This window comes from Flavobacterium sp. NLM, assembly GCF_002210235.1.
Taxonomy (GTDB): Bacteria; Bacteroidota; Bacteroidia; order Flavobacteriales; family Flavobacteriaceae; genus Flavobacterium; species Flavobacterium panici.
This window is the reverse complement of record NZ_LIAC01000009.1, coordinates 58,606-71,352: the sequence shown is the minus strand read 5'-3', so window position 1 is coordinate 71,352 and position 12,747 is coordinate 58,606. Positions and strand designations below refer to the sequence as shown.

Annotated in this window: 14 protein-coding genes; 6 read left to right on the top strand and 8 right to left on the bottom strand. The window is 33.3% G+C overall.

Annotation, left to right across the window (positions count from 1 at the left end):
• The first annotated feature begins 163 nt into the window (after window positions 1–163).
• Both APR43_RS12565 and APR43_RS12560 read left to right on the top strand, forming a co-directional pair.
• A complete protein-coding gene (locus APR43_RS12565; protein WP_053473903.1) occupies window positions 164–400 on the top strand; it encodes a hypothetical protein in 237 nt (78 codons plus the stop codon).
• On the top strand, window positions 391–708 hold the full coding sequence (locus APR43_RS12560; protein WP_053473904.1) for a type II toxin-antitoxin system RelE/ParE family toxin: 318 nt from the start codon (window positions 391–393) through the stop codon (window positions 706–708). The genes APR43_RS12565 and APR43_RS12560 overlap by 10 nt, the downstream gene beginning before the upstream one ends.
• Window positions 709–771: 63 nt before the next feature.
• Here APR43_RS12560 and APR43_RS12555 read toward each other — a convergent pair whose 3' ends face one another.
• The 8 genes from APR43_RS12555 to APR43_RS12520 all read right to left on the bottom strand — a co-directional run bounded on the left by APR43_RS12555 (window position 772) and on the right by APR43_RS12520 (window position 8,592).
• Window positions 772–1,338, bottom strand: a complete 567-nt coding sequence (locus tag APR43_RS12555; protein WP_053473905.1) for a YceI family protein — start codon at window positions 1,336–1,338, stop codon at window positions 772–774.
• Between the two features lie 29 nt (window positions 1,339–1,367).
• Entirely contained in the window at window positions 1,368–2,000 is a 633-nt protein-coding gene (locus APR43_RS12550) for an NAD(P)H-dependent oxidoreductase (RefSeq protein ID WP_053473906.1), read from the bottom strand.
• A gap of 4 nt (window positions 2,001–2,004) precedes the next feature.
• A complete protein-coding gene (locus tag APR43_RS12545) occupies window positions 2,005–2,466 on the bottom strand; it encodes a MarR family winged helix-turn-helix transcriptional regulator (protein WP_053473973.1) in 462 nt (153 codons plus the stop codon).
• 227 nt (window positions 2,467–2,693) lie between these two features.
• Window positions 2,694–4,271, bottom strand: a complete 1,578-nt coding sequence (locus APR43_RS12540) for a glycerol-3-phosphate dehydrogenase/oxidase (RefSeq protein WP_053473907.1) — start codon at window positions 4,269–4,271, stop codon at window positions 2,694–2,696.
• Between the two features lie 460 nt (window positions 4,272–4,731).
• Window positions 4,732–5,211, bottom strand: coding sequence for a DUF6691 family protein (locus APR43_RS12535; protein ID WP_053473908.1), 480 nt, complete (start codon window positions 5,209–5,211; stop codon window positions 4,732–4,734).
• Window positions 5,212–5,221: 10 nt separating this feature from the next.
• Entirely contained in the window at window positions 5,222–5,791 is a 570-nt protein-coding gene (locus tag APR43_RS12530) for a YeeE/YedE family protein (protein WP_371079497.1), read from the bottom strand.
• A 145-nt stretch (window positions 5,792–5,936) separates the two neighbouring features.
• Window positions 5,937–7,355 carry an MBL fold metallo-hydrolase gene (locus APR43_RS12525; RefSeq protein WP_053473909.1) on the bottom strand — a complete coding sequence of 473 codons (1,419 nt, stop codon included), beginning with the start codon at window positions 7,353–7,355 and terminating at the stop codon, window positions 5,937–5,939.
• Between the two features lie 199 nt (window positions 7,356–7,554).
• On the bottom strand, window positions 7,555–8,592 hold the full coding sequence (locus tag APR43_RS12520) for an SMI1/KNR4 family protein (RefSeq protein WP_053473910.1): 1,038 nt from the start codon (window positions 8,590–8,592) through the stop codon (window positions 7,555–7,557).
• A gap of 173 nt (window positions 8,593–8,765) precedes the next feature.
• Here APR43_RS12520 and APR43_RS12515 point away from each other — a divergent pair, with 173 nt between their 5' ends.
• The 4 genes from APR43_RS12515 to APR43_RS12500 all read left to right on the top strand — a co-directional run bounded on the left by APR43_RS12515 (window position 8,766) and on the right by APR43_RS12500 (window position 12,717).
• Entirely contained in the window at window positions 8,766–9,356 is a 591-nt protein-coding gene (locus tag APR43_RS12515; protein WP_053473911.1) for an HD domain-containing protein, read from the top strand.
• Between the two features lie 301 nt (window positions 9,357–9,657).
• Window positions 9,658–11,004: a cytochrome ubiquinol oxidase subunit I gene (locus APR43_RS12510; RefSeq protein ID WP_053473912.1), complete on the top strand. Its 1,347-nt coding sequence runs from the start codon at window positions 9,658–9,660 to the stop codon at window positions 11,002–11,004.
• Window positions 11,005–11,006: 2 nt separating this feature from the next.
• Window positions 11,007–12,083, top strand: coding sequence for a cytochrome d ubiquinol oxidase subunit II (gene cydB, locus APR43_RS12505; RefSeq protein WP_053473913.1), 1,077 nt, complete (start codon window positions 11,007–11,009; stop codon window positions 12,081–12,083).
• 163 nt (window positions 12,084–12,246) lie between these two features.
• Window positions 12,247–12,717: a barstar family protein gene (locus tag APR43_RS12500; protein WP_053473914.1), complete on the top strand. Its 471-nt coding sequence runs from the start codon at window positions 12,247–12,249 to the stop codon at window positions 12,715–12,717.
• The last annotated feature ends 30 nt before the right edge of the window (window positions 12,718–12,747 follow it).

Below are 12,747 nucleotides of genomic sequence, written 5' to 3'. Positions count from 1 at the left end.
TCAATACGGGGATAGTTATTATGAAAGCGTTATTTTATCGTTAAGAATGTTATGCTTTTGAAAAGAAATAAGGTGTTTAAGCCTTAGAAGACGTTACTTGAAAATTGTTTGCAATTAAATTTTCATTTAAAGATAATTTGTAACTTTGATAAAAATAAAAGAAATGGATTTAGATACTCGAAAAGTGATTTTTATTAGAGACTTTCTTAAGCTTGAAAGTGAGAAAGCTATATCTCAGTTTGAAAAATTATTAAAAAAAGAAACTAAGGCAGATTCTGAGTTAAAGCCAATGTCAATTGCTGATTTTCAAAAAAGAATTGATAATTCTATGGATGATTCTGCAAATGGTCGTTTAACGGAATCTGATAAGTTAATTTCTGAAATTGAGAAATGGAGTTAAAGATTTATTGGACTGATTTTGCTAAAAAAGAACTTAAGAATATTTTTGACTATTATAAAAAAGAAGCCAGCTTAAACGTTGCAAGAAAACTTGTTATAGGAATTACGAAGGAAACAATTAAGCTACAAGGACAATCTGAAATTGGACAAAAAGAAGAACTTTTAGAAAATTATTCTAAAGAAATTCGTTATTTGATCTTTAAAAATTACAAAATTATTTATTGGATTAATTCTGAAAGAAATTCAATTGAAATTTTAGATGTATTTGATACGAGACAAAATCCAATAAATATTAAAAGAAATAAATAAAAAAGAAAAACCCCAATAGAATCAACTATTGGGGTTTTTCTTATGAATTAGGTAAGCCTGAAATTAGAATTTTAAAGCTACTGTTAATTCGAAATCATCGCTGATAGTTTTGTCTCCTAAACCTTCGAAGAAACTTCCTGAACCGTATTTAATATCATATTTAGTTCTGTCAACTTTAAATGCAGTTGTAGCAGTGTTTCCGCTTACAGTAATATCAAAAGTTACTGGTTTAGTGATTCCTTTAATAGTTAAATCAGCAGTTACAGTGTAAACGTCAGCAGATTTAGCACCAATAGTTTTGAAAACTAATTTTGAAGTTGGGAATTTTTCAGTTCCAAAGAAATCGTCAGCTTTTAAGTGACCGTTTAATTTACCTTGGTATTCTCCAGTTAAATCTGTAGAAGTTAATGAAGTCATATCAACTGTAAAGCTTCCTCCAACTAATTTTTTTCCTTTGAAAACTACAGCACCTTCTTTAAAGTTTACTGTTCCAGAGTGCTCTCCAGTTACTTTTTTACCTACCCATTTGATAGTAGACGCTTTTTCGTCGATTTTTTTAGTTTGTGCGTTTACTGAGATACCAGCTGCTGCTACGAATAATGCAATTGCAATTGTCTTTAAATTTTTCATGTTGTAAAATTGAATTTGATTAATAATAATTATATAGTGATAAATAATTCCTCGTGAGATTTTCTAACTTTTTTGAAATGCTGAGTATCATCCTCATCATGTCTGTAACCTACAGCAGCAATTACTGTAGCACTTAGGCCAAGTTTGTCAAAACCTAAGATTTTGTTGAATTCTGCAGCATTGAAACCTTCCATAGGAGTAGCATCAATTTTTAATTCAGAAGCTGCAGCTAATAATGTTCCTAAAGCAATATAAGTTTGTTTTGCTGTCCATGTATTTTTAGCATCGTCAGATAAGTTTGCCACTGTACCTTTCATCATATCGCTAAATCCGGCCAAAGCATCAGCAGGAATGCCTCTTGTTTCGCTAATGTTATTGATATAACTGTCTACAGAATGTGCTCCAAGATTTACATCATTTGCAAATACAAATATTTGCGATGCATCTGTAAGCTGAGTTTGTCCATAAGCAGCAGCTTTTAATTGTTCTCTAATTTCCGGATTTTCTACAATAACAACTCTGTAAGGCTGTAATCCGTATGAAGAAGCACTTAATCTAACGGCTTCTTTAATAGTATTTAAATCTGCTGAAGAAACTTTTTTAGATGCATCATATTTTTTAGTTGCATATCTCCAGTTTAAATTATCTAATAGTGTACTCATAATTTTAATTTTGTTGGGTTCGGTATTTTTCTAATAATGTGTTTAATAATCCTAATTCTTCTTGGCTTATATTCTCGGCAAACAAACGCTCGTGTTCATCTACCTTTGGGTCTAATTCTTTTAAAATATCTAATCCTTTCTGTGTAATCAAAACTTCAATTTTGCGTCGATTTCCCGGACAGACATTTCTTGTTACTAAATCTTTCAGCAATAATTTATCTACTAATCGGGTTGTGTTACTCGTTTTAGCTAACATACGCTCTTGTATCACACACATATTAGCAGGTTTTCCTTTTTGTCCTCTTAATATACGCAATACATTATATTGCTCTCCGGATAAATCATACGGTTTCATCAACTCGCTGAAATGATCCTGAATCACATTTTGTGTGTACATGATATTCAGAATAACTTTTTTCGCATTATCCATCTTAACTGTACTTTTAATAACCTCTTCAATTGTCATAGTCGTAAGTGTATAATTTGTATATACAAATGTAGAAGTTTTAATAGTTGTATATACAAATGTCATGTTAATTTTTTGTTAATTCAAAATAACATCAATTTTGAAAGGAAAAAGTTAAAATAAAAATAGTTTATTTTTTAGTTTTAAAATATTGATTTTTAAATATTTAACTAAAAATTAAAATTGTAGCTATAAATTCTATCAAAGTTGTCAAACTTTGAAAAGACTTATTGAAATTCGGACAAAAGAAAGCCCTTTGTAGTTTTTTTGAAATTTAAAACTTCATTATTTACCCAGTTTTCATCATGTCCAAGCTCTTTGGCAAGCAGTTTTGCAACTTTTTCTGAAGATTGAATCGCGGCTCTTGCATCTAAAAACAATAAACGAACACGTCTGGCTAAAATATCATCAACAGTTCTTGCCATTTCATATCGAATCGCCCAAAGCACTTCTGCCATCGTAAATTCGTGATCAGGATGTACTTTTTCGTTTAATTCAGGATTGTTTTGTTGTAACTCGATTATTTCAGGAATGTCTGAACCATAAATATACAAATGATTTTCTCTGTCTAAAGTAGTCGTAGTTTTATTTCCATGAATGGGAAGGTGTTCTGTAACACATGGTTTTTTAGGCAGTTTACCAATAGTAATTGCTTTGTTTATAATATCTTCAGCAATTTTTCTATACGTTGTCCATTTTCCTCCCGTAATAGTTATTAAGCCAGTTTCTGATACAATAATTTTATGGCTTCGGGAAACTTCCTTGGTTTTTTTGCCTTCTTCTTCAGGAGCTGCCAAAGGACGCAAGCCTGCAAAAACCGATAAAACATCTGCTCTGGTTGGTTTTTTTGCTAAGAAGTGCCGAGCTGTTTCTAGCACAAATTTGATTTCACTTTCTAAAGCAACAGGTTCTAAACTTTGTTTTTTGATTAAAGTATCAGTTGTGCCTACTACAATTCGGTTATGCCAAGGTACAGCGAATAAAACTCGTCCGTCACTTGTTTTCGGAATCATTAAAGCATGATCTCCGGGTAAAAAAGATTTATCAAACACAAGATGAATCCCCTGACTCGGCACGATATATTTTTTATAAACAGTATCGTTTAGTTTCATTATGGCATTTGTAAAAACTCCCGTAGCATTTATAATTGCAGCTCCTTTTAAGTTGTATGTATCTCCAGTTTCCTGATCTTCTACTTCAACACCAATGACTTGGTTTTTATCGTCTTTTATTAAATTTACAACTTTTGTATAGTTTAAAATACAAGCTCCTTTTTCTACAGCAGTTTGAGCGATATTAATGGCTAAGCGCGAATCATCAAATTGTCCGTCATGATAAATTACGCCATTTACCAAACCGGCTTCTTCTACGTTAGGAAGCATTTCGATTGTTTTTTTCTTCGAAATATATTTGGAACGGCCCAAACTTAAACGTCCGGCCAATAAATCATAAACAGTTAACCCAATAGTATAAACAAAAGTGCTCCACCAATTGTAATTTGGAATCACAAAAGATTGGTTTTTGACTAAATGACCTGCATTTTTAGCTATTAAGCCTCTTTCTTTCAGGGCCTCTATAACCAAATGAATATTTCCTTGTTCCAGATAACGTACACCGCCATGAATTAGTTTAGTGCTTCTGCTTGAAGTTCCTTTTGCAAAATCAACCGCTTCAAGTAAAATTGTTTTGTATCCTCTGCTTGCAGCATCGAGAGCAGTTCCTAAACCGCTGGCTCCGCCTCCAATTACAATTACATCCCATTTTTCAGTGTTCTTTAATATCAATAGCTGTTCTGAACGGTTCATATATTAGGTTCTATTTTGGGATTTATTGTTTAAAGCAAACTTAACGAAACGAAATTAGATTTAGATGAAGAAATATCTTAGTTGTTAAAGTTTGTTTCAAGTTTCAGGTTTCAGGTTGCTTGACTAGACTTCAAAAAAATAAACCCGACAGGTTTTTAAAACCTGTCGGGTTTGATGTAAATTATATTTTCGTTTAAGTTAGTCTAAGGACAATTTTTTAATATTCCGTTAGGAATATTTCGTCGGTAGAAAAAAAATAGAATTGTTTTGCATTGTGTCCTGTAGGGACACTTGTTTCAACAGAATAAACTCTTGGCTCGTTAATCAAACGTTCCTACGGAACGTATAACCGCAACTCAAATTTAATTCTACCAACCAGACATTCCTACGGAATGAGTTTGGACTTATTTTTTTTAAGTTTCGTTAAGCAACTTGAAACTTTAAACCTGAAACAAAAAAGTTAATGAGGTAATTTATCTTTTATTAAACCATAAAACCAGGTTCCTGCAATGGCACTTAATAAAGTAACAATAATTACAGTTGCGCCAGTTCCAATTTGAGCAAAAAGCGGACCCGGACAAGCTCCGGTAATTGCCCATCCAAAACCAAATAACAATCCGCCATAGATTTGTCCTTTATTGAAAGTCTTTGGCTGAATTTCGATTTTCTCGCCTTGGAGTGTTTTAATATTGAATTTTTTAATGATGAAAACTGAGATAACGCCCACAGCAACTGCACTCCCAATTACGCCATACATAAAGAATGACTGCAGGTGAAACATTTCCTGAATACGAAACCAGCTGATGATTTCGGCTTTTACAAATACAATCCCGAAAAAGATTCCGACGATTAAATATTTAATATTAGCGAATCCTGATTCTTTCTGATAACTTGCATTGATTCCTTCGCCGTCTATATTTTTATTTTCTAAATTACTCATTTTTGAAATTTTAAAGTGAAAGAATATAAGGTAAAATCAAAAGTGACATTGCAAAACCACCAATCATAAAACATATTGTAGCTACTAATGAAGGCCATTGCAAATTTGATAATCCCATTATGGCATGTCCGCTAGTGCATCCGCCGGCATAACGTGTTCCGAAACCAACTAAAAATCCGCCCACAACAATCATGATGAATCCGCGAAGCGTTAATAAACTTTCCCATGAAAATAACTGTGAAGGAACTAAACCAGAATGATCTGTGATTCCGTAAGATGATAATTGCTGTGAAAGTTCTGGAGTAATTTGAACGTCATTTGGATTTGAAAGAAAGTAAGCCGCAATAACACCGCCAAGAAATATTCCCAAAACAAAAAATAAATTCCAGCTTTCTTTTTTCCAGTCGTATTTAAAAAACGAAATATTTGCTGGAATACAAGCCGCGCAAATATGACGAAGGGAAGAACTAATTCCGAAAGATTTATTTCCGATAATCAATAAAATAGGAACAGTCAAACCAATCAACGGGCCCGCAACGTACCAAGGCCAAGGTTCTTGAATAATTTCTAATATACTCATAATTAAAATTAAGTGTTTTGTTTTTTTACCATTAAGATATTAAGTTAATTAAGTTGGAATGCTTAATTTTTCCTAACCTTCTTTGAAAAGTTTCATTAAGCTCAAAAACTTAATTAACTTAATATCTTAATGGTAAAACTTTTATTTATGCTTTTAAAACCTTACTCTGACAAACGAAATCTGATTTTGGGATTTCAGTTTTTGCGATAGCTCCAAAACCGCCGTCAATTTCGCTAAAATTTCTGAAACCGCGAGCCTGTAAAATCGAAGCTGCGATCATACTGCGGTAGCCGCCTGCGCAATGTAAATAAAAATGCTCATTTGGATTAATATCTTTTACCCAGTCATTAATATAAGCGAGAGGTTTACTGTAAGCATCTTCTATATGTTCTGCTTCGTATTCAGTCTCTTTACGAACGTCAATAACTTTATCTTCTTTGATATTAAATTTAGCAGCAAATTGTTCTGCCGAAATTCGGTTAACGCTATCAATTTCAAAACCAGCTTTTTTCCAAGCTTCAAAACCGCCTTCTAAATGTCCGATAATAGAATCAAAACCAACGCGACTTAAACGTGTAACCGTTTCTTCTTCAAGACCCAATTCTGTTACTAATATAATAGGTTGTTTTACATCGCCCACTAAAGTTCCAACCCACGGAGCAAAATCTCCGTTGATTCCTATATTAATAGACTGCGGAATAAATCCTTTTGCAAAATCGCCGCTTTTTCGGGTATCTAAAATTAAAGCTCCGGTTTCTTCGGCGACAGCCTCAAAATCTTTTGCATCAATAGCTTTCATTCCGTTATGCAAAACCGTTTCAAAACTTTCGTAACCTTGCTTGTTCATGGCAACGTTCATGCTGAAATAGGCTGGAGGAGGTAATAATCCGTCCGTTACTTCTTCAATAAATTCAGCTTCCGTCATATTGGCGCGTAAAGCATAATTCGTAGCTTTTTGATTTCCAATAGTTGAAACTGTTTCTTTGCTCATGTTTTTTCCGCAGGCGCTTCCGGCACCGTGCGCAGGATAAACAATTACATCATCGTTCAACGTCATAATTTTATCCCTTAAAGAGTGAAATAAAATTCCGGCTAATTGATCCTGAGTCATTCCGGCTGCTTTTTGAGCCAAATCCGGACGACCAACATCGCCTATAAATAAGGTATCACCAGAAAAAATTGCATAATCTTTTCCGTCCTGGTCAATCAATAAATAAGTAGTGCTTTCCATGGTATGACCCGGAGTATGCAATGCTTTTATTGTCACATTTCCAAGTTTAAATTCCTGTCCGTCTTTTGCAGAAATGCAGTCAAATTCACAGGCCGCATTTGGTCCGTAAACAATTGGAGCTTCTGTTTCCTTGCTTAAATCAATGTGTCCGGAAACAAAATCAGCGTGAAAATGCGTTTCAAAAATGTATTTTAGTTTCACATTGTCACGTTCTAAACGATCTAAATAAGGCTGGATTTCTCTTAACGGATCAATAATAGCTGCTTCTCCGTTTGAAGTTATATAGTATGCACCTTGTGCGAGGCATCCGGTGTAAATTTGTTCTATTTTCATGATATGAATTGAAAAATATTGGGAATACAAAGATAACTCTGTTTTCTTTTAAAATAGGTGACTAATGTTACAGAAATTTGATTTTTGTATAAAAAATAGAAAATTAACCATATAAGTGATATAAGCAAATTTAATGGGCAGTAATTAAGCTTCAACTTATAATTTTCTATATGATGAATGTCATTTCCTGTCAAAAAAATTATTCTGTAATATTTTTTAAAAAATCAACAAACGAGCCAGCGTATTTTTCGAATTCCCATTTGCCTGCACCATGCGTGCTGGTGTAAATTGGAGCGTCATTAATTGTAATGTCTGCAATATCTATGCAAAACGGATCGGCACCAGAATCTGCAATGACAATATAATTTGTAGGCCAGTCTTTAAAAACTTCTCCTGTAATTCCATTTAGTGAATATCCAGATTGGTTTTTTATTAAATCAGCTGCACCATATAAAGTTAATCCTTGAAAAAAAGCATCTTTATCGATAAAAACATTAACAGGTGAGAAGTTTTGTAAAAACAGAAGATAATTTTCTGGTAAAATCCATTTTTTCTGTATTTCATTTATTTGATTTTCATTGGCAACAACAAGCCAGTTTGAAGGGTTTGATAAATCCTGATCTTCTTCTCTTTCTTTTTTGAGTAAGGCATCTAATTTTGAAACCGCTTTTTCAAGTTCTGTTTTTGGATTTTTTAAGCTTGGGTGAATAGTAGGTTTTTCATAACCAACACCGTCCTTATATCCTTGTTTTTGCCAGTTTAATATTTCGTCAATCCTAAAATTTTCAATTTTCCAATAACCGGGATCTTTTGGAAAATCACGATCAAAAGGTTGTTTACTGTAAACAGCAATACTTTTAATCGCTTTTGCACGGGTTTCTGTTGATAAAGTTTCATTTAAAACTAAGTTAATCACAGTGTCATACGATTTTCTGCCTAATACTTTAATAAGCCCGTCTATTCCCCAATACGTTAGTTCTGGTTGAGTAATTGTCCATTGAAAGAAATCAGCATATTGAGTTTCATTTTCTTGTATCAGTTCAAGAATGTCCGTTAGTAGAAAATTTCTCCAGTGCGGCATACTTCCGGTTCTTGAATACTCCATCAAAATCTCGATTATTTTTTCTCTATCGGTTTGAGAAAAGCTTTTTATTAGTTTATCTTTTGTTTTATTGAATTTACTGCCGTCTGTTTCAGTAAATAAACTTTCCTCAAATTGTATTATTGTTTTTGCCATTTTATTGTTTTTTCAAGCATCGATAAAATTAAAATAAAATAAATTGGAAAAGTTCTTTAAGTTGAATTTTAGGGAAAGTTTAATATGTTGAAAATTAAACGTAATTACCATGAAACAAGAGAATGCTTTGTGGCTGTATTTTGTAAATTTGCAGCGTCTTAAAAATCAGTTATATGAACACAGAAGATTTATTGAATCAAATTGCCTTTATAAAAGAAATTGATAAAGTAAAATACATTCAGAGAAAAACAAAATTATTCAACAGCGACCGATGTGAAAATGATGCCGAACACAGCTGGCATTTGGCTTTAATGGCTATTGTTTTGGCAGAACACTCCAATGAACCCATCGATGTTTTGAAAGTAGTAAAAATGGTTTTGATTCATGATATTGTAGAAATCGATGCTGGAGATGTTTTCATGTATGATACGTTGAAAAGTCATGATAATACAGATGAAGAACGATTAGCAGCGAATCGTATTTTTGGTTTACTGCCTAAAAAACAAGCTGAAGACTTTATAACTATTTGGGAAGAATTTGAAGCAGGCGAAACAAACGAAGCTAAATTTGCAAGATCCATGGACAGATTAGAACCTTTACTGCAGAATACTTCTAACAACGGCGGAACATGGAAAGAATTTGATGTAAAGTATAATAAAGTTTACGAAAAAAAGAGCGTTATAAAAAATGGTTCAACATCTTTATGGAATTATGCCGAAGGTTTGATAAATGAAAGTGTAGAAAAAGGAATTCTAAAAAAATAATCACATTAATCCGTGTAATTAAATATAGCCTGCGGTTTCAACCGCAGGAAACGTATGGGAATATGCATCGTGTTCCCACGGTTGAAACCGTGGACTATGTTTAAATGCGCATAGCTATACATAATCTTGTCATTTAGACCGAAGGGAGAAATGACAAACTGTGGCGTAAAAAATAAGTGCAGTTTGCACATTTAAATTGTTGAAAAGTTTAACAAATATCAAGCGATAAACTTCTTTTAAAAGGCATTAATTCGGGTTGTAATGGTTAAATTTGTGAAACCTCATAAAACAATACCACTTTATGGAAGAAATGCTCTTTTATGATCGAATGCAATTCGCATTCACTATTACTTTTCATTATCTTTTTCCGCAGCTTACAATGGGTCTTTCACTCATTATTGTTTACTTCAAATGGAAATACTTAAAAACTAACGACGAACAATACAATCACGCCACTCATTTCTGGATGAAAATCTTTGCTCTCAATTTTGCAATGGGTGTTGTAACCGGAATTCCAATGGAATTTCAATTTGGAACGAACTGGGCAAAATTCTCCGAATTAACAGGCGGAATCATTGGGCAGACTCTCGCAATGGAAGGAATGTTTTCTTTCTTTCTCGAATCTTCTTTTCTGGGAATATTTTTATTTGGAGAAAAACTTCTCGGACATAAATGGCATTTTGTAACTGGATTATTAATCATGATTGGTTCCTGGACCAGCGGATTTTTAATTATCGCCACACATTCGTGGATGCAGAATCCGGTGGGTTATGAAATTCTTGAAAACGGAAAATTTGTTCTGAATAATTTTCAGGCTTTATTTTTAAATCCTTGGCTTTGGCCTTCTTATTTACACAATCAGGTGGCTTCATTGGTGACAAGTTCGTTTGTTGTGGCCGGAATTGGCGCTTTCTATATTTTAAGTAATAAGAATGTTTCTTTTGGAAAATTATTCCTAAAAACGGGAGTTATCTTCGGATTGATTTCCAGCATTGTTGTAGCAGTTCCAACTGGAGATTTATTAGCCAAAAATGTGGTGAAATATCAGCCCGTAACTTTCGCCGGAATGGAAGGAATTTTCCATACCGAAGAGAGAGGTTCTGAAATTGTTTTAATTGGTCAGCCCGATGTAAAAGATAAAAAACTCGATAATAAAATTGCTGTTCCTAATATTTTGAGTTTCCTGACTTACGGAAACTGGGATCAGGAAATTAAGGGTTTAGATCAGTTTGAAGAAGATTTACATCCAACAAATATTTCGGGACTATATTATGCCTATCATATTATGGTGGGACTCGGAACGGTTTTCATTGGGTTAATGGTGCTTTCACTTTTTCAATTAATAAGAGGAAAATTATTTGAAACCAAATGGATTTTATGGTCTCTTATGTTTATGATGCCATTTCCGTATATCGCGAATACAACAGGCTGGTACACGGCCGAATTAGGAAGACAACCTTGGCTGGTTTATAATTTACTGCGAACTGCTGCCGGAGCCTCGCCAACAGTTTCATCTGGAAATACCTTGTTTACATTACTTGGGTTTATTGGTTTATACCTTTTACTGGGAATGTTGTTTTTACTTTTGGTTGGAAAAATTATCAATAAAGGGCCTCGTCACGTGGAACTTTCAACAGAAAAAATATAAATATGGAATTTTTTTGGTACGTAGTTTTAATGGGAATCCTGGCTGTTTATTTGGTTTTAGACGGTTATGATTTTGGGGCAGGAATTATTCATTTATTTTTTGCCGATACAGAAAAAGATAAAAAAGCAATTACGAGTGCCATTGGGCCGTTTTGGGATGCCAATGAAGTTTGGCTTATTGCTGCCGGAGGTGTCTTGTTTTTTGCTTTTCCAACTTTATACGCTTCTTCTTTCAGCGGATTTTATCTGCCTTTGATTATGATTTTATGGCTTTTGATTTTTCGTGCTATTGGATTGGAAATGCGCGGACAGATTCATAACGCAATGTGGGAAACCATTTGGGATAAAGCTTTCGGAATTGCGAGTTTGCTTTTAGCGTTGTTTTTTGGAATTGCTTTGGGAAATATTGTTCGCGGCGTCAATCTCGGAATGGTGCAAAATGGAGTTTCTACTCAAGAAGCACATTATTTCTTTCTTCCTTTGTGGAATCCAACTTTTAGTCCGCAGGCAAATGAATTAGGAATTATTGACTGGTTTACGCTTTTCCTTGGAATTGTGAGTACTGTTGCTTTAACAATTCACGGTGCGAACTGGATTATTTATAAAACGAATTCATCTTTAAACCCGAAGCTTAAAAAAGTTGTTTTTGCATTGAATATTGTTCTGTTGGTTTTAGTTTGTATTTCATTGCAGGTTTGGCATTTTATCGAACCAAAACCGTTTCATAATTTCGTTGAAAACCCTATTCTTTGGTTTTTTCCGCTTTTGACTTTTGTTGGAATTTTGGGATTATTCAAAGTGCGTTCGTTTCAAAAAGACGGTTACGGATTTATGTTTTCTACTTTCTTTTTAGTGGGAGGATTTGCTTCAACAGCGGTTTCTATTTTTCCGAATGTTCTGCCTTCGACAAATAAAGTAAATCCGTCGTTAACGATTTATAATACTGCCGCCGGAGAATACGGATTAAACGCCGGAATGAGCTGGTTTTTTGTGGCTTTGTTTCTTGTGGTAATTTATTTTATTATTCAGTATCGTGTTTTTAGCGGGAAGATGGATGATATTGGGTATGGGGAACATTGATTTTTTTGTTTTTTGCCACGAATTGCACAAATTTTCACGAATTAATTATATATCAATAACCGTTGGTTTTAACCAACGGTTATTTAATTTATAGGTATCGGCTTTAGCCAAAATGTTTGTTATATTTGGCTGAAACCGAAGATCAAAAATAGATTTAAAAAACATGATTAAATTTACAAATGGGCCTGACAGCTGGAAAAGATTAGATTATACAATAATGGCTCGTGGTTTTGTAAAACCATATAATGATTATCAAATTTTAAAAAATGATACAGATTGGTTAATCTCCGAAGGGTATAATATTTTAAACTTTGATTGTACAGAATGGTCAAATAAAGAAATAATGCATACTTCTCTACATAGTAAATTCGATTTTCCAGTTTATTACGGACATAATTGGGATGCATTAGATGAATGCTTAAACGAAATAGAAATCAAAGAAAATGGTTTAGTTGTTGTATTTGATAATCTTGATATTATGAATATAAAATTGGCTCATACTTTAATTGATGTATTTGTTTCAAGTGCTCAAAGACATTTAATATTTTCAGAGAGATTATTGATATTGATTAAGGTAGAAAGTTGGAATTTTAAATTACATCCTTACGGTGCTTTTAATTTATATTGGTACTAAAAAATATTTTTGAAGAAGAATTATATTTAA

Coding starts and splice junctions, on each gene's coding strand:
- APR43_RS12565 (WP_053473903.1), top strand. CDS start 164: ATGGATTTAGATACTCGAAAAGTGATTTTTATTAGAGACTTTCTTAAG.
- APR43_RS12560 (WP_053473904.1), top strand. CDS start 391: ATGGAGTTAAAGATTTATTGGACTGATTTTGCTAAAAAAGAACTTAAG.
- APR43_RS12555 (WP_053473905.1), bottom strand. CDS start 1,338: ATGAAAAATTTAAAGACAATTGCAATTGCATTATTCGTAGCAGCAGCT.
- APR43_RS12550 (WP_053473906.1), bottom strand. CDS start 2,000: ATGAGTACACTATTAGATAATTTAAACTGGAGATATGCAACTAAAAAA.
- APR43_RS12545 (WP_053473973.1), bottom strand. CDS start 2,466: ATGACAATTGAAGAGGTTATTAAAAGTACAGTTAAGATGGATAATGCG.
- APR43_RS12540 (WP_053473907.1), bottom strand. CDS start 4,271: ATGAACCGTTCAGAACAGCTATTGATATTAAAGAACACTGAAAAATGG.
- APR43_RS12535 (WP_053473908.1), bottom strand. CDS start 5,211: ATGAGTAATTTAGAAAATAAAAATATAGACGGCGAAGGAATCAATGCA.
- APR43_RS12530 (WP_371079497.1), bottom strand. CDS start 5,791: ATGAGTATATTAGAAATTATTCAAGAACCTTGGCCTTGGTACGTTGCG.
- APR43_RS12525 (WP_053473909.1), bottom strand. CDS start 7,355: ATGAAAATAGAACAAATTTACACCGGATGCCTCGCACAAGGTGCATAC.
- APR43_RS12520 (WP_053473910.1), bottom strand. CDS start 8,592: ATGGCAAAAACAATAATACAATTTGAGGAAAGTTTATTTACTGAAACA.
- APR43_RS12515 (WP_053473911.1), top strand. CDS start 8,766: ATGAACACAGAAGATTTATTGAATCAAATTGCCTTTATAAAAGAAATT.
- APR43_RS12510 (WP_053473912.1), top strand. CDS start 9,658: ATGGAAGAAATGCTCTTTTATGATCGAATGCAATTCGCATTCACTATT.
- cydB (WP_053473913.1), top strand. CDS start 11,007: ATGGAATTTTTTTGGTACGTAGTTTTAATGGGAATCCTGGCTGTTTAT.
- APR43_RS12500 (WP_053473914.1), top strand. CDS start 12,247: ATGATTAAATTTACAAATGGGCCTGACAGCTGGAAAAGATTAGATTAT.